The organism is Bdellovibrio bacteriovorus, assembly GCF_025558485.1.
GTDB classification, from domain to species: Bacteria; Bdellovibrionota; Bdellovibrionia; order Bdellovibrionales; family Bdellovibrionaceae; genus Bdellovibrio; species Bdellovibrio bacteriovorus_G.
The window spans coordinates 1837754-1860899 of record NZ_CP102930.1 but is presented as its reverse complement, the minus strand read 5'-3'; the positions used below and the strand labels follow the sequence as shown (position 1 = coordinate 1860899).

The 23146-nt window shown below is 49.0% G+C and carries 21 protein-coding genes; 6 read left to right on the top strand and 15 right to left on the bottom strand.

From position 1 onward, the window contains the following. Positions 1–63 precede the first annotated feature (63 nt). From EZJ49_RS09155 to EZJ49_RS09145, 3 genes are all read right to left on the bottom strand, one after another. Entirely contained in the window at positions 64–1428 is a 1365-nt protein-coding gene (locus tag EZJ49_RS09155) for an MFS transporter (RefSeq protein WP_262551755.1), read from the bottom strand. Between the two features lie 107 nt (positions 1429–1535). Then, entirely contained in the window at positions 1536–3605 is a 2070-nt protein-coding gene (locus EZJ49_RS09150; protein ID WP_262551754.1) for an AarF/UbiB family protein, read from the bottom strand. Positions 3606–3706: 101 nt separating this feature from the next. Continuing rightward, positions 3707–4498: an MOSC domain-containing protein gene (locus EZJ49_RS09145; RefSeq protein ID WP_262551753.1), complete on the bottom strand. Its 792-nt coding sequence runs from the start codon at positions 4496–4498 to the stop codon at positions 3707–3709. A 281-nt stretch (positions 4499–4779) separates the two neighbouring features. Here EZJ49_RS09145 and EZJ49_RS09140 point away from each other — a divergent pair, with 281 nt between their 5' ends. Continuing rightward, a complete protein-coding gene (locus tag EZJ49_RS09140) occupies positions 4780–5076 on the top strand; it encodes a helix-turn-helix domain-containing protein (RefSeq protein WP_262551752.1) in 297 nt (98 codons plus the stop codon). Between the two features lie 85 nt (positions 5077–5161). Here the strand turns inward: EZJ49_RS09140 and EZJ49_RS09135 are convergent, their stop codons facing one another. Together EZJ49_RS09135 and EZJ49_RS09130 are read right to left on the bottom strand one after the other, a co-directional pair. Beyond that, complete coding sequence (locus tag EZJ49_RS09135) at positions 5162–6133, bottom strand: deoxyhypusine synthase family protein (protein ID WP_262551750.1); 972 nt, start codon at positions 6131–6133, stop codon at positions 5162–5164. Between the two features lie 182 nt (positions 6134–6315). After that, positions 6316–7365, bottom strand: coding sequence for a class I SAM-dependent methyltransferase (locus EZJ49_RS09130; protein WP_262551749.1), 1050 nt, complete (start codon positions 7363–7365; stop codon positions 6316–6318). A gap of 131 nt (positions 7366–7496) precedes the next feature. Between EZJ49_RS09130 and EZJ49_RS09125 the strand changes: the two genes are divergently transcribed. Next, positions 7497–8339, top strand: coding sequence for a hypothetical protein (locus EZJ49_RS09125; protein WP_262551748.1), 843 nt, complete (start codon positions 7497–7499; stop codon positions 8337–8339). A gap of 138 nt (positions 8340–8477) precedes the next feature. After that, on the top strand, positions 8478–9254 hold the full coding sequence (locus tag EZJ49_RS09120) for a hypothetical protein (RefSeq protein WP_262551747.1): 777 nt from the start codon (positions 8478–8480) through the stop codon (positions 9252–9254). 14 nt (positions 9255–9268) lie between these two features. Here EZJ49_RS09120 and EZJ49_RS09115 read toward each other — a convergent pair whose 3' ends face one another. The 3 genes from EZJ49_RS09115 to EZJ49_RS09105 are packed head-to-tail and all read right to left on the bottom strand — an operon-like array spanning position 9269 to position 11091. After that, entirely contained in the window at positions 9269–9427 is a 159-nt protein-coding gene (locus tag EZJ49_RS09115; protein ID WP_262551746.1) for a hypothetical protein, read from the bottom strand. After that, positions 9424–10281: a tRNA threonylcarbamoyladenosine dehydratase gene (locus EZJ49_RS09110; protein ID WP_262551745.1), complete on the bottom strand. Its 858-nt coding sequence runs from the start codon at positions 10279–10281 to the stop codon at positions 9424–9426. The genes EZJ49_RS09115 and EZJ49_RS09110 overlap by 4 nt, the downstream gene beginning before the upstream one ends. A 9-nt stretch (positions 10282–10290) precedes the next feature. After that, positions 10291–11091, bottom strand: a complete 801-nt coding sequence (locus EZJ49_RS09105) for a TatD family hydrolase (RefSeq protein ID WP_262551744.1) — start codon at positions 11089–11091, stop codon at positions 10291–10293. Between the two features lie 78 nt (positions 11092–11169). Between EZJ49_RS09105 and EZJ49_RS09100 the strand changes: the two genes are divergently transcribed. Further along, on the top strand, positions 11170–12225 hold the full coding sequence (locus EZJ49_RS09100) for a hypothetical protein (protein WP_262551743.1): 1056 nt from the start codon (positions 11170–11172) through the stop codon (positions 12223–12225). Between the two features lie 33 nt (positions 12226–12258). On the opposite strand, the gene EZJ49_RS09095 is transcribed toward EZJ49_RS09100, so the two are convergent. Then, a complete protein-coding gene (locus tag EZJ49_RS09095; protein WP_262551742.1) occupies positions 12259–12894 on the bottom strand; it encodes a DedA family protein in 636 nt (211 codons plus the stop codon). 131 nt (positions 12895–13025) lie between these two features. On the opposite strand from EZJ49_RS09095, the gene EZJ49_RS09090 reads away from it, so the two are divergent. Further along, entirely contained in the window at positions 13026–13928 is a 903-nt protein-coding gene (locus EZJ49_RS09090) for a pseudouridine synthase (RefSeq protein ID WP_262551741.1), read from the top strand. Here the strand turns inward: EZJ49_RS09090 and EZJ49_RS09085 are convergent. After that, complete coding sequence (locus tag EZJ49_RS09085) at positions 13889–14434, bottom strand: hypothetical protein (RefSeq protein WP_262551740.1); 546 nt, start codon at positions 14432–14434, stop codon at positions 13889–13891. The two genes, EZJ49_RS09090 and EZJ49_RS09085, sit on opposite strands and share 40 nt — an antisense overlap. Positions 14435–14581: 147 nt before the next feature. Between EZJ49_RS09085 and EZJ49_RS09080 the strand changes: the two genes are divergently transcribed. Beyond that, positions 14582–15766 (top strand): endonuclease/exonuclease/phosphatase family protein, encoded by a 1185-nt coding sequence (locus EZJ49_RS09080; RefSeq protein ID WP_262551739.1) that lies wholly within the window; start codon positions 14582–14584, stop codon positions 15764–15766. 63 nt (positions 15767–15829) lie between these two features. Here the strand turns inward: EZJ49_RS09080 and EZJ49_RS09075 are convergent, their stop codons facing one another. The 5 genes from EZJ49_RS09075 to EZJ49_RS09055 form a co-directional block, all read right to left on the bottom strand. Next, positions 15830–16780, bottom strand: a complete 951-nt coding sequence (locus EZJ49_RS09075; RefSeq protein WP_262551738.1) for a hypothetical protein — start codon at positions 16778–16780, stop codon at positions 15830–15832. An 83-nt stretch (positions 16781–16863) separates the two neighbouring features. Continuing rightward, positions 16864–18048 (bottom strand): class I SAM-dependent RNA methyltransferase, encoded by a 1185-nt coding sequence (locus tag EZJ49_RS09070; RefSeq protein WP_262551737.1) that lies wholly within the window; start codon positions 18046–18048, stop codon positions 16864–16866. 220 nt (positions 18049–18268) lie between these two features. Further along, the gene (locus EZJ49_RS09065; protein ID WP_262551736.1) at positions 18269–19336 is read right to left on the bottom strand and encodes a hypothetical protein; all 1068 of its coding nucleotides are present in this window, start codon (positions 19334–19336) and stop codon (positions 18269–18271) included. A 15-nt stretch (positions 19337–19351) separates the two neighbouring features. Further along, positions 19352–21706, bottom strand: coding sequence for a hypothetical protein (locus EZJ49_RS09060; RefSeq protein WP_262551735.1), 2355 nt, complete (start codon positions 21704–21706; stop codon positions 19352–19354). Beyond that, complete coding sequence (locus EZJ49_RS09055; protein ID WP_262551734.1) at positions 21696–23063, bottom strand: hypothetical protein; 1368 nt, start codon at positions 23061–23063, stop codon at positions 21696–21698. Before EZJ49_RS09055 ends, EZJ49_RS09060 begins: the two co-directional genes overlap by 11 nt. Positions 23064–23146 lie beyond the last annotated feature (83 nt).

Below are 23146 nucleotides of genomic sequence, written 5' to 3'. Positions count from 1 at the left end.
ATGTTGTCCCTTTAACGATCAAAGGGAACACCTCTGCGCTGACAGGCAAATCTCAAACCGATACTAGTGCCAGCGCACATTGCGGTCTTCGCGAATATAAAGGCTTCCCACTATGAAAGTCATCAGTGCCACCCCTATAGGGTAAATCAATCCGGCAAAGTGATTTCCTGTGGCGGCCACAATTGCTGTCCCAATAAAAGGCACCAGCCCCCCGAAAACTCCGTTCCCAATGTGGTAAGGTAACGACATGGACGTGTAGCGAATCTGGGTGGGGAATAGTTCCACTAAAAACGCCGCAATCGGCCCATAGACCATTGTCACAAAAAGCACCTGCACAAACACCAGCACCGTCAGCATCGCCACATTCGGATTCACTGCTGCTGCCAAAGGGTCTGCCGGATTCCAGCCGGAATAAGCTTCCATCGCCTTATAAATGGGATAATAACAAAGCGCCGCGATCAAACATCCCGCCATCATAATACGTTTGCGCCCGATTCGATCAGACAAAGCTCCAAACACCACAAAGAACGGTGTCGCAAACAGCAACGCCACCGCGATAATCTGATTGGCCACGACAAAATCGACTTTTAAAACTGTTTGCAGATAGTAAAGCGCATAGAACTGTCCGGTGTACCACACCACCCCCTGCCCGGCTGTCGCACCGAAAAGTGCTAAAATCACCAACCGACGATTTTCCGGATGCAGGAAGCTGTCGCGCAAAGGACTCTTGGAGCCTTTTCCTTCCGCCTTCATCTGTTTAAAGACCGGCGATTCTTCCATCCTTCTGCGGATTAAATACGACACCAGAACCAAAACCACAGAAAGTAAAAACGGAACCCGCCAGCCCCAGTTGCTAAAAACCTCTTCCCCCAGACTAAGGCGTGTGGCCAGAATCACCCCCAACGACACAAACAATCCCAGTGTCGCCGTGGTTTGAATATAACTGGTATAATATCCGCGTTTACCGTCAGGACTGTGTTCCGCCACATAGGTCGCAGCCCCTCCGTATTCACCACCCAAAGCCAGTCCCTGCAACAGTCTTAACAGCAACAGCAGAATCGGCGCCATGATTCCGATACTTTCATACCCCGGCAACAACCCGATAGCGGTCGTCGCCAAACCCATAATAAGCAGTGTCACCATAAAGGCATACTTGCGCCCCACCACATCACCAACCCGGCCAAATACCAAGGCACCGAAAGGCCGAACAATAAACCCTGTGGCAAAGGTGGCCAACGTGCTTAACAAAGCAACTGTTTCATGTCCCTTGGGAAAGAACTGTGATGAGATGATCGTGGCCAGACTTCCGAAAATATAAAAGTCGTACCATTCAATCAGCGTCCCCGCACTGGACGCACCGATCACTTTCCAAATTTTGCTTTTTTCAGAATTGGCAACACCCGTGGTTTGGGCCGCAGTGGCTGTCATAAAGGTCCCCCCCTGATTTAACATCATTTTGATCAGGAGGTTCACCAACAACAAACAAATTTAAAGACGATTTCAAAGTCTTAATTTGCCCTTGTCGCCAGACATTTTTAATTAAAAATCATCTCGCAACGAATGGCTCCGGCATTGATCGCTGCTTCCGGCAATTTAAAGCCCAGGGCCTCTTTCATCTCAGACCAACCCAGCTTAATCAAATCACGGTGGGATAATTTCTCTTCCAGCACTAAAGCGCGATACACAACCTGCGGATTTTTCTTGGCCATGCTCTTCATCAGCTCAGTGACTGTCAATGAGCTTCCCGCGTCCGCTAAAAGCTTATTCACAATCACCAATCCACGATTCAGACTGACAAACTCATAAGGCAGACGCAGCCCCAGATCCATGGCAAAGGCGGTCCATTTTTCCATCGTCAACGCCTCTTCATAACCGATGCGAATGTTATGAACTTTCGCCATGATCAACTGATGGAAATAAGACTCAGTGATCGTGTTCTTGCTTTTATCACTTAACTTCCAGAAGGCCCGTGCAATCAGCTCTTCATTTAAAAGCTCGGTCCCAGCCCCCAGCAGCATGACCTGTCTTTGCATTTCCTTTGAAATCACCCCGCCCATTCCGTAATCCAGAATATTGACGATGATTTTCGGTTCCGTCACCTGAATCATAAAGTTCCCCTGATGCAGATCCGAATGGTAGAAACCTCCACCAAACATCACTTCATAAGACCAGATGCGCGCCATTTCCTCGACAATCAGTCTTTTCATGTCCGGTGCGATTTCTTTATAAGGGGCAATTTCTTTATCCAGCTTTTTACCAATGACCAGTTCCTGCACCATCAGGTCCGAGTTCTTCGGGCCATCATAAATTTTCGGGACATGGAATTGCAGATCATTTTTATACTGAGCCGACTTCAAGAACGCCGATTTTTCATAACGACTGGACGCCAGCTTCTGGCGAAGCACGGTGTCGGCCTGATTCAGCTCTGCCACGACCGTGTCAGTGATATCCTGAACCACAGGGCTGAGCTTTGGAGCACCCGTCTTACGGAATTCCTCATTAGCATCCAGAATCTGCGCCACCTCTTGCAGAATACGCTTGTCCTCTTCAACGCGTGCCTGAATACCCGGCTTAATAAAGCGCACGACCACATCGTGGCGCTTCCCATCAATCATCACCTTGGCGCGATGAACCTGCGCCATGGTGCCCACACCCAGTGGTTTGTGTTCAAAGTAAGTGAAATCAAATTTGTTGTTTTTGCCTTTTAGAATCTTTTCCACTTGTTCCCATGGAACCGGGCGCACGGAATTTTCAAGACCCTTAAAGACCTCCAGCATCTCGGGCCCCAGATCCGCCTGGCGAGCCACGACCTGCAACAGCTTCTGCAACTGCGGTCCACTGTTTTGCACCATCAGTTCAAATTTTTTCATATCTGACAGATGCAGATCCCCGCCCAGATAAGACGACACAATCAGCTTTTTGGAAGCCGGACTAAGACGCGCAAAATATTCCGTAAACATGGTTTGCAGGAAGATTTTCATTGTGGCGTCCTGCTGAGCGGCCAAATTGGATTGCGCAATTTTTTCGCCAACATGATCCAATTCCGCCATTTTAGAATCCAGCATCCCTTCACTGAACTGCAAAAGTGCGCGTGCTATCTGCATACGACCGGATTGGCTTTGGGCAGCCCCTTGTACGCGCTCCAAAATCTGCTCCATATCCAGAGCATTCAAATCTCCATCCATCATCTTCATCAGTTCGGCCTGTTTCCATTCCTGATAGCTGTCGATTTGTTTCTGCACACGGGCGGATTTGGACGTAAATACAGAGGCCGCCTTGGGCCCGCGGGCTTCGATGGACTCGACATCCAACGCCAGACTGTGAGTGTTCGGCCAGGAGCCTTTATATAAAGTCAGGAACTCCTTGAAGTTACGAACTTCAACCGTTTTAACCGGAATCTTGTAGGAGTTTTCAAGATAACTCATGGCTTTTTTAAGAATAGCCTCTTTGGCTTCCGGTGTCTCATTGTGAGACAAAAGCGCATAACTTAAAACCAGACGCTCTTCAAAGGACAGATGCAGCCCCACCTTTTCTGGTGAAACTGCCTGAGCCCAAGAGCCCACAACAAGGACGAAAAATAAGATAAAGCCGATATAACGAGACATGACCGTCTGTCTTGCAGGGATCACGCCCGGCGCTTTGTTCGTTTAAGTTGAAATGACTGATTAAGGACTAATCAGCGCGCAAGAACTGTCAGTTCCGAGCCCTACTCCAAAACTTCAACCGTGTCGCCTTTGCGAACAATACCAGGATTTTCTGGAATCCATAAAGTTCCAAAAAAGACATCCTTGCCGTCACGACGATACGTCGCCAGCGTCTTTAAAGGCTCCGCCCCCGTTCGATCCCCGGTGATCTGATCAATGGTTGTGATGGTGCAGCGGCTGCAGCGTTTGGGTTGAGAAAAAACCACTTCGCCAATGCGAATTCGTTTCCACTTTTCCTCTTCAAAAGGCACTTCACCGGAATAAATCAAGTTACCCCGGAAGCGATCCACGCTGACCGGCTCCGCCAGACGGGAGTTCAGTTCCTCCAGACTTTTCAGATTGATCAACTGCACGGGGCGCGCATCAGCGAAACGCACTTCGGGTTTCCAGTCCATCGAATGAGAAAGCACCCGACGCTGTGAAAACGGCGCATAACGAACCAAACGCAAATTTACACCCAGATACTGGGACAGTGCCTGTGAATACAAATCCGGCTCTAACGCGGCATCGACCGTGTCATTCCAAATCTGAACTTTCACCTGACGCTGAAATGAGTTTTTTGTGGAAATCTTGAAGAACATCTTTTGAAAACCCACCGTCAAGGCCGAGTCTTCGTAAAAGACCTCCACCGTCGCAAGCTTCGGCAAAGTTCTTTGCGTAACGAATTTTCCCGTTTCATCCACCAGCATCCATTGACGATCGCCGACAGGTCCTTCATGTGTGATTGTCATCTGATTGATTTTCTGAGCACGCGCGGACTTAATGGGATAAATGCAAAGTTCTTCGATCTTCATGGGCTTATGCTTTCGCGCTGTCGAGTGAAAGGCAAGCGGATTATTTTTCTTGCTATCAGCACCAATCACTTCTACGATTATCTTCGCCAAACGGCATAGAGGCCCTTTCGCAGCCCATGCGGAAAATCGTAGAGCTGTTTTTATAACCGCAGTCACTCAGCTCAAACCAATACAACATTGTTAATTCCCGTTTTCGAGAAAACCCTTCTCGGAAACGAGAAACTTATGTCCTTTCCAGCAAAGTTCATCAAACTTGTATTGGTTTGGTCGAAAGGTCGTCTATGAGTTTGAGTAAAAGCTTACGTCGGTTAATGACAGAGAAAGAGCTCAGCGTTGCGCAAATTTCCCAACAATCCGGAGTTCCCGCCAAAACCATATACCATTGGCTGAACGGGCAACAACCGCGCAAAATCGAGCATCTTTTCAGCATCTGTGATGTTTTAAACATCACTCTGGATGAACTTTATGGGCGACGCACCCGCAAGAACCCGCCCCAGCCCCTGCCGAACAATGTCCTTCAGGATCTGCATGCCGGAGTTTACGAAGTCATCCTTCGCCCGATGCAACGATCCAAATGATTTCCGAACAACAACCCTGTTTAAAATAAAAAAAGGGTCCCGAATGGGACCCTTTGTCTAGTCTTAGCTTTTGTTTTTTTTAAAACTACCAGCCCAAAACATAACCGAAGATCAAAGGCACACAGATAGTGGCGTCAGATTCAACGATATAGCTTGGCGTTGTTGGAGCCAGCTTACCCCAAGTGATTTTCTCATTTGGAATCGCACCAGAGTATGAACCATAAGAAGTCGTGGAATCAGAAATCTGAGCGAAGTAGCTCCACAAAGGAACATCTTCGTGACCCAAGTCTTGTTCAAGCATTGGAACAACGCAAATTGGGAAGTCACCAGCGATACCACCACCCACTTGGAAGAAGCCCACTGGAGCTTTTTTAGAAGCTCCCATGTACCATTCAGCCCAAGTTTTCATATACTCGATACCACCCTTAACAGTCGTGGATTTCTTGATGTCGCCCTTGATACAGTGACTGGCAAAGATATTACCCAAAGTGGAATCTTCCCAACCCGGAACAACCATTGGAAGGTTCTTTTCAGCCGCAGCCAACAACCAGGAATTTTTTGGATCGATCTGGTAGTACTGGTTCAATTTGCCGGAAAGAAGAATTTTGTACATGAATTCATGCGGGAAGTAAGATTCACCCTTAGCATCAGCCTCCTGCCAGTACTCAAGAACAACGTTTTCGATACGACGGATGGCTTCTTCTTCAGGGATGCACGTGTCAGTCACGCGGTTCAAATGCTTCTCAAGAAGCTTTTGTTCATCTTGCGGAGTCAAATCACGGTAATTTGGAATACGCACGTAATGATCATGAGCAACCAGGTTGAACACGTCTTCTTCCAAGTTCGCACCTGTGCAGGAAATAGCGTGAACTTTACCCTGGCGGATCATTTCAGCCAAAGAAAGACCCAGTTCTGCTGTGGACATGGCACCTGCCAAGGTCACAAGCATCTGGCCACCGTTATCCATGTGAAGTTTGTAGCCTTTAGCAGCATCTTTCAATGCAGCGGCGTTGAAGTGACGGTAGTGATGATCGATAAACTGAGTAATTGGACCCATTTGAAGTGACGGTAGTGATGATCGATAAACTGAGTAATTGGACCCATGATTTCTCCTAAAAATTTTAGCTTTATCAAGAGCCAAGGAAACTACCAGAAAAGATCGAAAACTCAAGCACAGAATGAGGAAAAATCCAGTCCTTTAGGGCGCTTATCTCACCCCCTGAATCGAAAAATCCCACACTACTCTGCGGGTTTACGCGCCAGAAGAGCTTTCGCAAAAAAGCCCTGATCCTTGCGTAAATTTGTAAACCCAGCGGCATTCAACAGACCTTCCATCGGATTTTGGGTGTAGTTCTTGTAAAAGGGCTCGTGAAAATCCACCGGAAACTGTTCCAAAGCCCACTCAAAATCCCGGGCATCATCCTTTTGCAGTGAATCCACCAACCCGTAACAACCGCCGGACCTCAAAACCCGATGACCTTCAGCCACCACCTTGCGGCGAATTTCATGGGGCAGTTCATGGAACATGAAGCAGGAATAGACCAAATCAAACATTCCATCCTGAAACGGCAGCTCTTCGGCCGCCCCTTGCACAAAATCCAAACGGTCAAATTCGTGCAGATTATCCTGCGCCTTTTTCAAATAAGGATAACTTAAATCCAAAACGGTGATCTTCGCTTTGGGATACGCAAGCTTCATAAATCTTGTCAGCCGCCCAGTACCTGCTCCCACCTCTAAAAAGTGCATCCCTGTGCCGTCCCCCGGCAGCGCTTCTTTCGCCAAAGGAATAATCAGACGGCGCATGGCATCCGCAGAGCCCGAAAATAAAATTTCAACCTGATGCTCGTAAAGCTCTGCCGATTCACGGGTCAGATAGCCGCCCGTCTGAAAATGGAAATTGCGTTGATAGTACTCGGGCAGATCCTTCAGAAAATTTTCCGCCTCTTCACTAAAATCCCGTGCATCCTTATCGGAACGACGTTTGGAAATCGCATAGCCATCATAAATAATCCGCGGATATCGCAGGAAATGATGTGCCACCTTTTCAGGCTTCAGAACCTCGACAGGATAAATGCCTTTGGCGATATTCTCGCTGTCCTTTTTCAACAGATTAAACAGCTCTGTGTAAGCTGCCCGCATTCTTTGGGGCTCAAACTGAGAAGGCTTGCGACGTCCCGTGGTAATAAACTCAAAAAGCGGCAACGACAACTGCTGAGCCGCAAATCCTGCAGAGCGGGCCAAAGAATATCCCAAGGTGATTTTATCCTGATAGGGAATCTTGATTTTCATGGGTCGCCTCCGATGCCTCAATTTTACCGCCGCTTTTCAGTAAAACTCAAGTGGTGTCACTTCGACTTGGCATGTCCTTTGTATTGGCTAGAAAGGCTCCCGAAAGGGGACCGTTTTTCGGAGGGGAATCCATGAACTTAAAAACCACTGCCTTAACTTTAGGAGTTTTATCACAACTCTGCAGCCCGCTGACATGGGCCGCTGACGACGCGAAGGTTTCGCGCAGTCTGGAAGAGGTCACTATTGCCAAAGAACAAACCCAGCTTGTGATGAAACAAGTCACTTCCAATGAACAAAAAGAACGCCTTCGCTATGTTTCCGACCGCCTGACCAGTGCTGAAGAATTACTTCGTCAAGCCCTCAACGGTGGCGGCGGCAGCAATCCCCGCCCGCCTCAATATCCAAGCTCTGTCGAACTTTATCATTCGGACAGTTGCTCCGGCAGCCTGATTGCCCGCGTGAATCCCTACACATCCTGCCAAAGTTTTTCCCAAGCCCAAGACACTTGGGGAGTTAAAATCGACGGCAAATGCCTGAACATCAATGACACTCCCACAGCCCAGGCTTGTGAGGCCTTTAAATCCGGAAGCTCGCCCGCTGTTGTGAGTATTCACCATTCCGATTCTTGCAGTGGACAGGAAGTCGCTTTGGTATCACCGGAAACCCAGTGCAGCGCCCTTGAATCCACGGGAACGGCCGCTTGGGGCATCAAGATTGACAACCAATGCATCAACATCACCGACACCGCCCCTTCCAAAGCCTGTGAAGCATTCAAAAGTGCCCGCAATCCACAAGCTGTGAAGATCTATCATTCGGATAGTTGCAGTGGCAGCCTGACGGCGGTGGTGGACTACAGCACTCGCTGTGAAAATCTGCGCGGACTTCCTGATGCCTGGGGCATTTCCGTCAATGGTCGTTGCGAGAACATCAGCGACATCGACATTGTCCAGGCGTGCGAAAGATTCAAGTTCTAGTAGGATTTGGCCTTTCTTGAAGTCACCGACGTCTCAAGTTGGGCCATTCCCATGCGAGAAAGAAACACATTCCTTCTAATTTCAACGGCAACACTCAGGAGGCCTCATTGAAGAACCGAAAAGTTCTTCGGAGGCCCTATGAAAAATCGGTACGTTTTATTCTGCCTAATCTCTTTGATTTTCTCCACGGGCTGCGTTTTGCAAGCGCACCTAACCCCGACTGAAGCCAACGCGTCTGAAGGCGACACGAATTTGGGCTCTTCACAAAGCGCCTTCACGGCAGTGTTCAAAGCCAACAACACCCACTTGCTGGGTCTTTATGATGAAAACACAACAGCAGCGACAATCGGTGGTGTGTGCAAACCCGGCGATCTGATCATGATGGCCGGAGCCGACGAGCTGGTTCACAGCCCCTCTGTCTTCTGTACTGATAACGGGACCTGGTCTGTGCCAGTGGACCTGACCGTTTACCCGGGATACAGCGCCCACGATGCCTACCAGACCATCACCGCCAGCACCCGCGGCAGTACGAACACCTCGGCAACCATTCGTTTTACATATTCTCCGACGACCATTCCCGCTGCTGGTGCCGCAGCCAGTATTGACACCTATGCTGGCAAAACAACCGCGCGATTATTCATCGGTGGACAAGGCGGAACCGGAGCCCTGTCAGCCAATGTGTCTCACGTCGGACTGACGCAGAAGAAACAATATCAATATCGTTTGGAAATCTATCGTTCAGGATCACTCCTGATGACTCTGGGTGAAATCGCCGAATTAAGTACGGCGATAGAGGTCACGTCCCCTTATACATGGCAAAATGGCGACACCCTGAAGGCGACGCCATTTGATGCTACCGGAGACAAACCCGGCATCAGTGTTTCGATCCCGGACTCGCAACCTGTGTCGATTTAATAAACTGGCAGATCTTAACTATTGGCAGAAGCGGCGCCAGCGGCGGCAGCAGTGGCTGCCGCTTTTCTTTTGGCTTTATCCTCTTTGTACCAGTGCCAGAACGTTGCACCCAGAAAAGCAAAGCTGAAAAGGATAATAAAGGCAATCAGTGTGAACCAGGCAATGACGATCATTTCTTTTCCGCCTCACCCCATACTTGCGCATGGATTTCCTGAACAATGTGGGACGCCAAATGCAGTCCAAATGCTCCGGTAACAAAGCTTGCGGTCCCCCAGATCACGTTACGACTGTCACAGTTGTGCAGATCATTTTGACCTTTGGGGCACACGCATTTAAAGCCCTGACCGTGGTCGTATTTCAATTCCACCGGCTGAATTGGAGTTTCATCCGAAAAGAAGCAGGGAATGCCAAAATTCTTTTCCGGGAAATCAAATTTCTGACGAAGGATCTTGCGCACCTGAGACGCCATCGGGTCCCCGTGAGTCGCAGACAAATCCGCTTTTTTGATACGCAGTGGATCCATCTTCGCCGCTGTTCCACCTGTTGTGACAACTTTGATACCCCGAGCACGGCATGTTGCCAGCAGGTGAGTTTTCGCCGTCAGGTTGTCGATCGCATCCACGATATAGTCCGGCTTATGGGACAACATCATTTCAGAATTAGCTTCATTGTAGAATTCCGGAATCACTTTCACCGTGTTCTGCGGATTGATCTTGCGCAGACGCTCGCCCATGACTTCAGCTTTTTTCTTACCGACAAGACCTTGCAAGGCGTGCATCTGGCGGTTGGCGTTGGTGATGCAGATTTCATCGAAATCCACCACGGTGATCTTACCCACACCGGAACGAGCCAGTGATTCGGCCGCCCACGAACCCACGCCGCCCAAACCAATCACCATCACGTGAGTGTTGAACAGACGCTTCATCACTTCATCACCCACTAAACGACCCATACGGTCGAAGCGGCGGTGAAGCACGTACTCCGTTTCTGGTGGTTGAGGCAGATTTTCAGTTTGTGTTGTGTCCATATTTCGCCCTCACTCTATTGGCGGTGCAAATCTTCGAAAGTTTGCAGTAGTGATATCTAATATTTCCATAGGATCAAGGGATTTTAGCTCCCCTATAGTTCTTGCCACCTCCCAGATGCTTTCAGGAGGGTTTAAGCCGCCTTTATAGGCAGGTGGCGCCTGATCCGGGCTGTCGCTTTCGATTAAAAGCTGCTCCAGCGGTATTTCCCGCACGGCTTGGTGCAACTTTTGGTTGTCCGGACGACACACCGGGCCCCCGACAGACAGGAACAGACCGCGTTTTAAGAACTCCTGCGCCTTCCCCCAACTGCCGTTGAAAGAATGCACCATGCCCTTTTGCTTTGGAAGCCCCCAAACGTCCATAATTCGCAGGCTTTCCTCATGCGCCTGCACCAGATGCAACACCAAAGGTTTTCCGGTCATATGACCCAATTCCAACTGTTGCTCAAATACACCGATCTGACGCTCGCGGGAATCCTTCATAATGTGAGGGCGGAAATCCAACCCCAGTTCCCCCAAGCCTTGCGCCTGAGGCAGCAGCCCCGCCAAGACATCCAGAGCCGCTTCGCACTCGTCTTCGTCATGATCCACCACCCAATACGGATGCAGCCCAAAACAAAGGCCAATGTGGTTGGGATATTTCTTTTTCAGTTCGATCTGCCGGGCCCAATCCTCGGGCCCCACACCCCCTTGCATAAAGAAGGCAATCCCGCGCGTGCGAGCACTTTCAATCACTTCATCAACCCGACCGTCCCAACGTGAATCAGCCAGATGTCCGTGGGCATCGACCCAATATCCAAATCCAACCATAGGTCCAGGTTATATCGCGAAATCCCAGACTCGAACAAGGGCGAAGTTCCTCCGATACATGTTTGGATAGGAGTATGTATGAAGCATAAATTGCGCTTGGGTTTTGACGTTACTATGGAAAAAGGCTCCACTTGGAAGCCTCTCAAAGTCCAATTTTGGAATCAGGAATCCGCCTATGAGAAATTCAAAGCCTCTGAGCCGTTCAAATATATGTCTGACGCTCTGGTGGGTTTGTCTCTTGTCAAATTGAACCATTACATCAAAAGCCCTGTGGCAACACCTCATTTGGATTACAACTTCGCGACAGAGGCATGGAAAGCCTTGGACCCGCACACCGAACTTTATGACAGATCCTCCCCGCGCGTACGGGCTTTGCAATCTCACATCGCTGTCGTAAATCCGGAAATCTGTGCTGAGTTTGAAAACAATTTCAACGAACACTTTGAAACAGCTTTGAAACCCTGGGGCGTTGATTTGACAGCCTTGTGGCCATTGCTGGACAGTTTCTCGTGGTTTGAAAACAAAATGGGTCAGCCATTGATGTATAACTTCGGCCTGAACTTCTCAAAACCCTTCGTGGACAAGCTTCAGTACCTGTACTCTTTCCTCTACAACCTGCGCAGCCTGGTCGCTGTGGACCACAATGCCCACGTGGAAGACCCTTCCCATGAAGGTGTGAAAGTCGATGCCATCACTGATTACCTGCCGCGTGCGGAATATGTGGTGAATGATGCTTTGTTATACTGGAATTTTAAAAAGTTCTCTCAACCATTCAGTGGTCCGAAAACTCCGGACAGCCGCGTGGACAACTTGTTTGTAAATCCGATGGAAAAAGCGTTCCAAAAGTATTCTCACAACGCCTGCCATCTGGTGAACAATCTGCCGAAAAACTTTATCACGTCCTTAAACCCGATGGAGCTGGAAGAAGCCTTCTATCTGGTGCAAATGGACTGGCTGCTGGGCTCCCCGGCAGGCTTGTTGTTTAAAATCCGTGAAGAGATCTTTGCCCTGCAAAGCGGCTATGAAAAAATCTTCTGGAAGGACGTGGAACCACAATTCCACTCAAAACCTGTAAGCCTGCACTTGTGCTGCGAGATCACACCAGACATCATTTACGGCGAAAATGCCGCTTAAGGAATTTATTAAAAGAAAACAAAAAAGCCCAGCTTAAAGCTGGGCTTTTGCGATCCAGCGTTCGCGGATCTTTTTGATAACGAAATACATCACCAGCACAGCGATGATTCCAAACACCACCAGCTTGAACTGGCGAAGGTATTTCAGGATTGGCTCCCCGTAATGCGCCAACAGATAAATCTGCGTCGGCACACTGATCAAAGCCGCAATACCGTCAATAAGAAGGAACTTCCACACAGGGTATCTTAACATCCCGCAAGCCAAGTGCCCCGGGAAACGCAATCCTGGTGTAAAACGGAAGATCCCACAGGCATAAGCGCCATATTTGTGAGTCCACTCTTCCACACGCTTCATCATGTGATCCGGAAAGAACTTATGAACACGCGGATGATACAGAAGCTTTCGCCCGAAGACCCGGCCTATAAAGTAAATTAAAGTGTCGCTGGCAACAACGGCCGTAAAAGCAATGATCGAAGCCGTGTGAACGTTAATAACAGGAGCCCCTTCAAAAGGCGGCGGAAAGTGAGCCGGATGTGCGCCCATAAAGGCCAGGATACCGACACTGATCAATGTCACTTCTTCAGGCAGCGGGAAACCAACGGCAGATAATGCCATCATCGCAATCAACCCGGCATAAACCATACCCGGCTGATAAGCGAACTGAGACATCCATTGAAATATTGGCTCGTTAGCAAACTCCAAACTGCATTCTCCTGTGGGACCTACTATGAATTAAACAGTCCCGCTTGAACACACTTACCACACCGTGCTATGTGTCTTTCTCACAAGAAGATTTAAGTATGCAGAGTGCCAGAGGATTTGAATACGGAGTCAGACATATTTTAAGCCCTCAGTCTGGTGGGCTTTGTGATGTATTATTAAGCAATCTGGAACTTGATCGCGATCAGATCCTGTTTTTGCTTCAGCTCGGTGCCATCTATCACAACCACCAACGAGTTACGGAGAATTCCTCGGTTTCAACGGGCGACTATATTCGAGTCCATACGAAACCCCGCCGCTTCCCTGCCAACGACGGACAATGGCTTTCACGTATCCTTTTTCACAACGAACATTTCGTGGTCGCGAACAAAATCTCGGGCCTGCCTGTTCATGCCAGCGTCGATAATCTGCGCGAAAACCTGCAGGCCTATTTGCAACAGACTTTGGAGGTTCCCGTCCTTGTCACTCACCGCTTGGACGTGCCAACACGCGGGTTGATCGTGTATGCCAAGACCGCGGAATTTCAAACCGAGTTCAACAAACTGCTTATTCAGCGCGAAATGCACAAGGTCTATCGAGCTCGCGTGCAGGGACAGAACCTTTTCCCAGGACTGCTTCGTCATTACATGGAGCCCTCACCACGCGCACCCAAGACTGTCAGTAAAGAGGCGCAACTAAAATGGCAGGAATGCCTTCTTGAGATTCTTGAGTTTTCCAAACTTGAAAACAATCAGGGCCTGGCAAAAATTAAGTTACACACCGGGCGCACGCATCAAATTCGCGCGCAACTCGGGGCCGAAGGTCATCCTATTGTCGGTGATTTTGCTTATGGAGCAGAAAAGCTGTGGGAAGAACTGAGGCTTTTTGCCTTTGGCAATCAAGGCGGCGCTATTAAAATAAGGACGGCCCTTTTTCTGCGGATTCTTTGTGATCAAACCCATGATCACCGGCTCTGCCAGAAGAAGTCCGGCTTGATACCGTAAGAGATGTAAGAGAAACGACCGATAGAGTAGTCAAAGAACATTTCCAAACGAAGCTTGGCAATCATACCGGAGTTTTCAGCGTACTTACTGGTTGGAAGATACAGTTTCGCATTACCCGCCAGATCCACGTCACCGATATAACCCAAATCATAGTTCGCGTAAGCAATGTGAATGTCAGACAATTGCGCTTCTTGTTTTACCTGATCGCCATAAGCATTCTGACCTGCGGTATTGAATACAAATGGAATGCGCAGAGAAACTTTTTGGTCAGCGTTAATTTTGTAGTTGGCGCTAAGATAAGTGTAGGAATCCTGAGAACGGCCGTCTGTCTGCGTTTTACCCGGCTTCATGTTCGCTTGGGAAACAACTGAGAACAAAGTGAAGTTCCAGTTTCTGCGAAGGGAGTCACCGACAGACATCACCATGCTTTCTTCACGCTCTTGAGCAAAAGCGACGGTTCCAAAACAAGAGAAAACAAGGGATAGGGCCAGGGCCTTTTTCAGCATGAAAGCTCCTCAGTGACAAAATTCGGGTGAAATATGCCATATCGCACCACGTTACACAAGGGGCAAAATTTAGACGGTGTGAGTCTCAACGAATTCCTAAAACTCTTTCAACTTGAGTCCCCCTCCCCCATCCCTTACAACTGAGGCATGAAAAATTTACTGCAACTTAAGAACCTGACCCTTGCCCTTCTTCTGTCCTTGCTTGTTGGCTGTGCCGTCACCTTTAAAAAGGCGGAGTTTAGCCTTCCTCCAAAAGCCGCAGACGAAATCGCCGTGATGTCCTTCAACGTCGAAAACTTGTTCGACACGACTCACGATGCAGATCGCAACGACTATACTTATATGCCGTTATCCGCCAAGCAAGATCCGGCGATTCGCCAGGCCTGCAAAGACAACAACGACAGCGGCTATCGTCTGTCCGAGTGCCTTTCTACTGACTGGAGCGAGGCTCAGCTTGATAAAAAGCTGCAAAACCTTTCCAAAGTGGTTCTGGGTGTGGATGGTCAAGGTCCGGACGTCTTGATGCTGATCGAGGTTGAGAATGAAAACGTTCTGAACATCTGGAATAAAAAATATCTGCAAAAAGCCAACTACGGCACTGTGATTCTGATCGAGGGCCCGGATAAACGCGGTATCGACGTGGGCTTGATGTCCCGCCTGCCAGTTGTGGGTAAACCGGTTCTGCACAAGATCCCATGGAAACCTAAAAACGACGAGGACAAAAAGTGGATGGAAGCATCCCGTGGCGTTCTGGAAGTGACGTTGAAAGCTCCAAATGGCGATCCTATCACGTTCTTTACAGCTCACTTCCCGTCTCAGGCCAACCCGACTTACTGGCGCCAACAGGCGGCGGAGTTTGTTGCTCAGTTGATTAAGGATAAAGGACCAAATGCGATGGTGATCGCAGGTGGTGACTTGAACATCACTCACGAGGAAGAGGACAAAGAAAAGATCTTTGCTGGCACATTCTCTCCGGTGGGTGCGGTGTCTCATTTCGTTGGTTGCAAAGAGTGCCCGGGCACGCACAACTATCGCAAGTCCTGGTCTTTTCTGGATGCGCATATCTATTCAAAAGCTTTATTGGCTGACGGAACCGGCAGCTACCAGATGGAGCCAAACACCATCGACGTTATTCGTTACGATGACGTTCACTTGAAAAAGGGCAAATACCCATTGCGCTGGGACTATGACCGCATGATCGGGGTGGCCGATCACTTCCCGCTTTATGTGCGTTTAAAACAGCGTGGCGAGGCGAAAACGCCGGTGAAGGACGAAGCTCCTGCCAAGGAAACAAAGCCCGCTAAAGACGCCAAGAAGACGAAAAAGAAGTAAGCTTCAAAAGCACCGAAAAAAGCCGCGAGAGATCGCGGCTTTTTTTTGATTGCTTGAGTCAGATTAGTAGATCAGCAATAAAGAAAGATCGATTGTTGGGCGAGAGCCACAAGCGGCGTAAGTGGACTTGAAACTGGATGAAGTCACCTCAATGCCTTCCGCAGTGGAGATCATGGTTTTAGGGTTTTTCCCCTTCATCACTGAATCAAAAATCGCCACGTTACAAAGACCTTGAAGCTCAACATTCATTTTGCCGGCCTTCAATGTCGTGGACCAAGGCTTGCCGTTGTCCTTGATGTAATCCAATTTTGCATCCAGCTTCTGAGGCGCCACTTTTCCGGATAGCAGGGATTCCAAAGACACTTCCAGAGTTTCAGAGAACTCGTACTTTTCGCGAGTTGCTGCATTTTTCAAGCGTCCATTGATCAGACCTTTTGCGGTGATTCTGACCTTTAGAACTCCGCCTTCATTCAGCGCTTCAACAACGGCTTCGTCTTCGTTCATGTTGACGAAAGTCTTTTCAAGATTTTTTTGATCCAAAGAGGCACGGGACTTAACAGAAACAGCCTTCACCGTCGCCACTTGACCATCAAGGTAAGTCACGTCGATTTTCCAGGTTTTGCTAAGCGTGGTGCTGAACTCACCTTTGCTTGTGGTGTAATTCGTCACTACTTTATCCGCCACCAAAGTCACGGCATCACTGCCGTCATCGCGTTTTTTCACGTCAGCTTTATAAACAGACTTGTGAACTTCCTGCGAATCCAAAGCATAGCGAAGAACTTCCAAAGCCTCGATCTGCTTGCCTACAACAAGTGTGGTGCTGGCAAAAGAGCCGAACTGGAATTTAAAGCCAGTTTGACCTGGTTTAGAGGCCTTACCGCTCTTACGGTTGTTCTGAGCAATAATGCGATCGCGTGTAGCTTTGTCGGTGACAGCTTCGTCCTTAGGCGTACAGGCAGTCGTCAAAAGGGCGGAACTCAAAAATACGGCGGAAAGTAATTTGGCTGTTTTCATGGAACAGGAATGTAGCCGGAATCCCGCCAAACTTCCAGAGGGACCATCGGCAGTGCCGTAAATTCTAACCATTTCCTAAAAATTTACAGGCGTGTCAAAATAGTGAACAGGCAGCGCAGGCCCCCGTTATTGATCCTAATCTCTTTAAATAGCTTATAGCCCGCCGGGACCTCCGAAAGGCGTTCTTTTTCAGGGTAAAGAACCCCCATCTTTTGCGGCTTATGACGCAGGCAGAGCTCTTTAATAAGCATCTTCAAGCCCCCCTGACCGGCTACCGGCAACCTTTCCCCATAGGGAGGATTTACCACCAGCCACAAAGGCCCCTCTCCCGGGGTTTCCAGTTTCAGGGCATCACCGGGGATAAACTTATGCGGGGCCGCTACAAACCCCGCTCTTTGATACGCCTTAAGTTGGCGCTCCACTTCGGCAAAGTTCTTCTCTGCTGCGGGGATCATATCAACGTCGATGTCGTATCCAATATAGGACTTAAACGGCATGCGCGCAGGCAGGGTGTAGTTCAAAGCAAAACTGGGTGAAGCAAAAAGCTTCGGCGCCCGTTTCCATTTTTTGAAAGCAAAATCCCGGGCGAACTGTCCGGCCCACAAAGCACGGGCCTCCCCCAGAAATGTTCCCGAACCCATCATCGGATCAAGCAGAGTGATTCCCGCAAGCTCTGCCGCAGGGGTGTTGCCGATCATTTCTTCCAAAAGAAAAGCCGCGATGGTTTCACGCAGAGGGGCTTCGCCTTTCAGCACAGACCAGCCGCGCTTGTGCAAATGATCGCCTGTGGAATCCAGACTGATCGTGCACAGATCATCATCCATGCGGATGTAGATACTGGCACAGGACTCAGGTCCTTTTTGTCCTTTGAAGATTTCTATTAGTGCGGTTTCGGCACTTTCTTGCAGGCGTTTTTCATTATTCAGACGGCTTTTTTGCGCCGCCACTTCCCAAGTGACATTCGCATGCGGCAGAAAATCCAACCACGGCAGGCTTTTAAATTTTTGATAGAATTTGGGAAGATCCTTCGCCTTGAAAGAGGTCATACGCAACAAAATGCGATTGGTTGTTTTCAGGAAGAAATTAAGTTGCAACCCTATGAACAGCTCCGTTTCAAACTCCAGACCGCCTTCAAGAACAGCGACCTCAGGAAACGGCAACGCATGCGGTTTGGCATCCTTACCCAAAAGATACGGCCAGATGTCTTTCATCTCTGCCAAAGCCCGCTTTTCAAAATCCAAAGGAGTCGCCACAAAAAACTTATTCAAAAGGTACCTGCTTACTTTTGCCGAAGCGCCGCACCACAAAAGGTACGGCGTACCTTTTTGTAACACACCATAGCCGGAAAAAACAACCAGGCACCTTTTGCTGAGTGCAGCCAGGGCCCCAGATGCAAGGCGGAGGAGACCCGCACAGCGTAGGCGTGCTATTGCACGTCGAAGCGAGCAGGTCGAACGACAACGCAGTCAGATGGGGTCTTGGATGCGCTCAGAAGCGCCAATAAGCATCGAATAACAAGTAATAGCCGTCTTCGGGAGCGAATTTTACTGAGGTGATATCCGTGGAATTCAGGGACAAGCTGAAATGGAACTGGTCCCAGATTTTTACGTAGCTGAGATAGCCCCCGACTGCTTTGGATTCAAAGTTATAGCTGGGCCCCAGCAGAACGCGATTCCAGTCATCCAGAATAAATTCATAACCTGTTTGGAAAGAGCTGGTTCCCAGGGATTTGATCGCGGTGGTATTTTGAGCGTCTTCAAAACTGAACAAGGCCACGGACAATAACGTGTGCGAGATCACACTTTCTGAGGAAATCGAATCCCAATAGATATTCAAATTCAACGTCGATCTGGTTTCAGACGGAATGCGTGCGAAGTTCAAACCGGCGGCGAAATTGTTCGAGGCGGATTGATAGACGCGCATCTTGCCTGTGGCATTGTAGGCTCCTAACAAATCTGCCGGAATAATGGTGGAAACTGTCAGCCATTCTTTCCAGCCATAGTTCACCTGACCAAACCACGTGACCAAATACTCGCCTTCCCACAAGGTTTCAGCGGTTTCACCGACAGCAATCCCCTGCGTGAATAAAGGTTTGTACTTGGAGGAGGTTTCCTTGGTGCCTTTTTTAATAATCAGATCTGTTGTGCCAGTGTATTTGTGATTCTCCGAACTCAGATCCAAGTGCATGATCTGATCACCGAGCTGAATGAAATTCATACGGGACTGGCGCAAAAGTTCACAGCTTAGCTCGTAAGTACCGTCCTGCTTGTTCTCAATTCCGGTGACTTCCACAAAACCCACAATCCCGACGGCTGGAGTCTGGGATTCAATGGCCACAATTTCACCGATGTACCAGTCACTGGCAGTGCTGATGACTTTCAGAGTTTTATTATCGACAAAGGAATCAATGCGCCCACGAGCCTCGTATTGAGGCTTGGGAAGATCCGAGGCTGGTTCGCGAATAATGATCGGCACTTCCTCGTCCATGGACGAAAAAGCATGTGCCGACAAAGACACGAACAAGGCTGTGAAAACCGCAAGGGACCGCCAAAGCATGTCCCGAAGCGTAGCTTACTTTCCAACCTTGTTCAATTGATCCTTCAATGTGCCAAAAAGACGGGCGATTTCCATGCGCTGGGCATCGTCAAGACCCCAAAGCTTGCTAAACTGGAAGCCCAGAATGCCACCAGCCCCCGGAATGTCGCCATAGAACACCAGATGAGCAAAGCCTTCTTTGATCAGGAACTCAAACGACGTCGGGCTGACCTTTTTAAAGAAGGACATAAATCGCGGTGCGGAAGAATAAACCTCATCCAGCGACAAGCCTTGATTATGATCGGCATCGTAAATAACCATGACGGTTTCAATATAATGCAGGATCGTCACCATCGTGCGCACATTGGCTGTTTCAATCAGTCCCGGCTTTTGCGTTGGACTGAGCGAAGCCGCCAGCAGATAGGCAAAGAACTGATTCCATTGTTCTTCATTCAGGCCACGCACATAATTCACCATGCCCGGCAGATTATTGAAATAGATGCCGATGTGTTTTCTCAATTGCGCCTTAAAGCAGGCCTCTTTCATGTAAGCAAAACCAAAGACGTCGGTTTCAGCCACCGTACACTGCGCCAGCTCCATGTGTTTGGAAACAGCATTGGAAGTGGATAACCCGGCAGAAAACAGGATACTGACAAATTCAAAAGTTTCCTTCTGATCCATTCCGCCATCCCCGTTCCCGCTGAAGGTAAAGAAGTTAGCTTCCAGGAAACTGCGTGAGCCTGAATTGGCTGAGCGAGGATCAAAGGCTTTTAACAGCAGTCCCAACTCCTGGAAGTCCTCGTACCACTGCACCAGTCCTTTTTCGCTCATGGCGGCTTGATTCAGGCGGCCCGATACACCATCGCCATACCCCAATAGCAGCATGCGCGACAACGCCCGCATCAGATTGAACTTGGTCAAGGCCTTCCAGCTTTGCTTCATATCACCCGTCGCAATCACCATGCGACCATCGGCATTGAAGCTGACCATGCGAGGATTTTTAATCAGATCCCCCAGGTCCAGCCATGAGTTCTGCAACGCTTTTTGTTCAAAGACATCTTCGCTGAGACCTTTTTCGATCACGGCGGTTCTGTCAAATTTTTCATAGGCCTGAATCAACTGCTTTTGTGTGACGCCGCCTTGGGATTCTTTAAACGGCAGGAAGTCGATAAAGCTTTGATGCAGACGCCAGATATTCAGTTCACGCAGAATACTTAGTAAATGTTTTTTCTCCAGCCCCAGCAAACCACGGGAATCCTGCGGGCGAGCCGGGTCCAGAATCTTCATTAACACCACTTTGTAGGTCTTGGTGATCGCACGATAGTATCCATCCACGCGTGCCTGCTTTTGCACTTCGTTCAAAGAGGCATCCACCGGCAGAAGTGACGGCAGCATCTGACGAATCAAATTGTCGATATCTTCCACCGGGATACGACCGGAGGTCTTCATCTGATGCGAGTTCAGAAGCAGATCCAGACCTTGCTTGATAAACTGACTGGTTTGGCGCAGTTTCGCCGGATCGTTGAACTCCAAATCCCCGATGACGTAATAATACTTCAGCGCCAGTTCATACAGATCCAGCAGCGTATCCAGACTTTCACTCCACTGGTAAAGACCGGCGAAGTTGGCCCGCTGACCCATTAAAACAACTTTGACAGATTCCACCATCGGAACCCAACTGCTGTATTTCTGATAAGGGGCAAAAGGCTCCTGGCCGCGAATAAATTCTGCAAAGCCGCTCAATGCGTGTTTGGCATCGTCAAAGCTGTAATCAGATTTTGCTATTTGAGTTTTTTCCAGCAGGCGTTGCAGGGACTTTCGCAACTGGGAAATAGCAGAGGAAATCTGTTCCCACTGCGCTTTATTTTCCAGATTCTGATCCAATAACACCTTCACGTGCGGTGACAACTGAATGGATTCATCCCGCATCAATTGCAGAATCTCCACCAGACGCACGATTTCGTCTTTGGTGATGTGCCCGACAGACCCACCCAGCAGGGCTTTTTTAATCTTCATAAGTTCTGCGGCAAATTCCGGGGACACATTGTTCTTTTTCAGGAAGTATTTCCCGAAGAACTTGCGCATTTCCTCGACCGTGTAGCCATCCTGCAAAGAACCGAAGGTTTTTTTATTAAAGTAAGTCAGGGCCTCGGTCATGCAATTAAAGCCTTCAGAAATTTCAGACGACTTGGCTTCACCGATAGAGAACTTTTCCAGATGCGACGGGATCTCCTGCAAACAGGCAAAGCGCTTGTCCGAGAATTCAATCACTTCCGGTTCGATTTTTTTGCCATTCAGGAATTCACTGCAACCCACCGTGCCGGTCACGACTGACACCGCAATAAGGCAGCCCAAAGATTTACGCCAGAGATTGAGAGCTTTAGAAGACATAGGCCGCCCCCAACATTAATCGGTCATTATTCACAAATTGTGCAACTTCATTTTGGTTGTTCTTATCAGCCGGGTCCGCTTTGACCAACTGGGCCTCTCCGATAAAGGACCACAGGCCCGACAGACGGAACCGGGCACTGACTCGAATCAAATCGAATTTATTCTTTTCGGAATGAGTGAAGCTTAACTTCGTCATCAGACGCTTGGTTTTGCGGAAACTGAAATTCCCCATCACCGACACCTGCGTGGCTTCCTGATAAGGATAGCGAGTCATCAAAGCCGCCCGATTGTCACTGGCAAGCTCGCCTTCTTCTTTTACCTGACCGCCGAAAATATCCAGGTGCTGCACGGCCACCCCGAAGGCTCCCGTGGCCCACTCGATAAACGGACTGACCAGAACGGCATCTTCAAAGACCGGATGGGTCCACTTTTCCTCAAAGATATCATCTTTGCTTGGTTTATCGTAAAGACCACTCACACCAAAGCGGAAGCGGTTGTATTTATAGCTGATATCCCCACCCACCAAAGAGTGATAGAAAACTTGCGGCTGCAAATTCACAGCACCTTTAAGTTCGGCCACATTCAGATTGCCTTCATAGCCGATCGCCAGTTGGTTGGCGGGTTTATAAGTATAAGCCATCTGCCCGCGCAAGCCCTGTGGATCACCAAAGGACAGCTTCAGACCGAAAGAGTTTTGCAAGACCACCTGGCTTTCACTCGGCTTTTCAAATTTATAGTCGATGGCCGTGGCTTCCTGCCAAATGCGAATGCTTTCCGGCGGACGACGGAACCAGGGATTTCCCTTAACGAAAGTCCCATCTTCGATTTCAAAGCTGGGCCCCTGATCCGGGATATATAAAGGAGAAGCAAACAACACCAGCGTGTAATAAGGCTTATCAACCTGCCAGAACAGGCCCGTCAGACCCTGATTTTCAGCATTCAGCGGGTTCCACTTAAACAGAGGCTCCCACACGCCCAGATCCCAGCGCGTGTCGAGTTCGTTCCAGAGCATTTTCTTACGCCCCAGATAGAAAGTCTCGGTCTCGCTTTGGCGACTTTGCACATAGAATTCAGAGATATTCAGATAATTTAAAAGTGGCGCCCCGATGGCGACTCCACCAGCCACGTCCATTTTCAGGCTGTCTTCCGAGAACGCATCGGTTTTAATCTGAGCCCCAACAAACTGATAGTTGGTCTTTTCAGCCGATTCAAACGTCGGGCTGATAAAGGAATCTGAGAATAAACGCATCTCGGTCTGCACTTGCGCAAGTGCAGATGACGGGGTCAAAAGTAACACCAATGAACCCATTAAAGATGCTAAATAGGCCCCCAAAACGGGGACTTGTTTGAAAGCCATGGGCCTCCTATCCAAGGATCTTTACTTCAATGCCCATGCCCGGTCAGATCGCCTATACGGGGAATACTCTTAAAAGCTTTTAA

Coding starts and splice junctions, on each gene's coding strand:
- EZJ49_RS09155 (WP_262551755.1), bottom strand. CDS start 1,428: ATGACAGCCACTGCGGCCCAAACCACGGGTGTTGCCAATTCTGAAAAA.
- EZJ49_RS09150 (WP_262551754.1), bottom strand. CDS start 3,605: ATGTCTCGTTATATCGGCTTTATCTTATTTTTCGTCCTTGTTGTGGGC.
- EZJ49_RS09145 (WP_262551753.1), bottom strand. CDS start 4,498: ATGAAGATCGAAGAACTTTGCATTTATCCCATTAAGTCCGCGCGTGCT.
- EZJ49_RS09140 (WP_262551752.1), top strand. CDS start 4,780: ATGAGTTTGAGTAAAAGCTTACGTCGGTTAATGACAGAGAAAGAGCTC.
- EZJ49_RS09135 (WP_262551750.1), bottom strand. CDS start 6,133: ATGGGTCCAATTACTCAGTTTATCGATCATCACTACCGTCACTTCAAC.
- EZJ49_RS09130 (WP_262551749.1), bottom strand. CDS start 7,365: ATGAAAATCAAGATTCCCTATCAGGATAAAATCACCTTGGGATATTCT.
- EZJ49_RS09125 (WP_262551748.1), top strand. CDS start 7,497: ATGAACTTAAAAACCACTGCCTTAACTTTAGGAGTTTTATCACAACTC.
- EZJ49_RS09120 (WP_262551747.1), top strand. CDS start 8,478: ATGAAAAATCGGTACGTTTTATTCTGCCTAATCTCTTTGATTTTCTCC.
- EZJ49_RS09115 (WP_262551746.1), bottom strand. CDS start 9,427: ATGATCGTCATTGCCTGGTTCACACTGATTGCCTTTATTATCCTTTTC.
- EZJ49_RS09110 (WP_262551745.1), bottom strand. CDS start 10,281: ATGGACACAACACAAACTGAAAATCTGCCTCAACCACCAGAAACGGAG.
- EZJ49_RS09105 (WP_262551744.1), bottom strand. CDS start 11,091: ATGGTTGGATTTGGATATTGGGTCGATGCCCACGGACATCTGGCTGAT.
- EZJ49_RS09100 (WP_262551743.1), top strand. CDS start 11,170: ATGAAGCATAAATTGCGCTTGGGTTTTGACGTTACTATGGAAAAAGGC.
- EZJ49_RS09095 (WP_262551742.1), bottom strand. CDS start 12,894: ATGTCTCAGTTCGCTTATCAGCCGGGTATGGTTTATGCCGGGTTGATT.
- EZJ49_RS09090 (WP_262551741.1), top strand. CDS start 13,026: ATGCAGAGTGCCAGAGGATTTGAATACGGAGTCAGACATATTTTAAGC.
- EZJ49_RS09085 (WP_262551740.1), bottom strand. CDS start 14,434: ATGCTGAAAAAGGCCCTGGCCCTATCCCTTGTTTTCTCTTGTTTTGGA.
- EZJ49_RS09080 (WP_262551739.1), top strand. CDS start 14,582: ATGAAAAATTTACTGCAACTTAAGAACCTGACCCTTGCCCTTCTTCTG.
- EZJ49_RS09075 (WP_262551738.1), bottom strand. CDS start 16,780: ATGAAAACAGCCAAATTACTTTCCGCCGTATTTTTGAGTTCCGCCCTT.
- EZJ49_RS09065 (WP_262551736.1), bottom strand. CDS start 19,336: ATGCTTTGGCGGTCCCTTGCGGTTTTCACAGCCTTGTTCGTGTCTTTG.
- EZJ49_RS09060 (WP_262551735.1), bottom strand. CDS start 21,706: ATGTCTTCTAAAGCTCTCAATCTCTGGCGTAAATCTTTGGGCTGCCTT.
- EZJ49_RS09055 (WP_262551734.1), bottom strand. CDS start 23,063: ATGGCTTTCAAACAAGTCCCCGTTTTGGGGGCCTATTTAGCATCTTTA.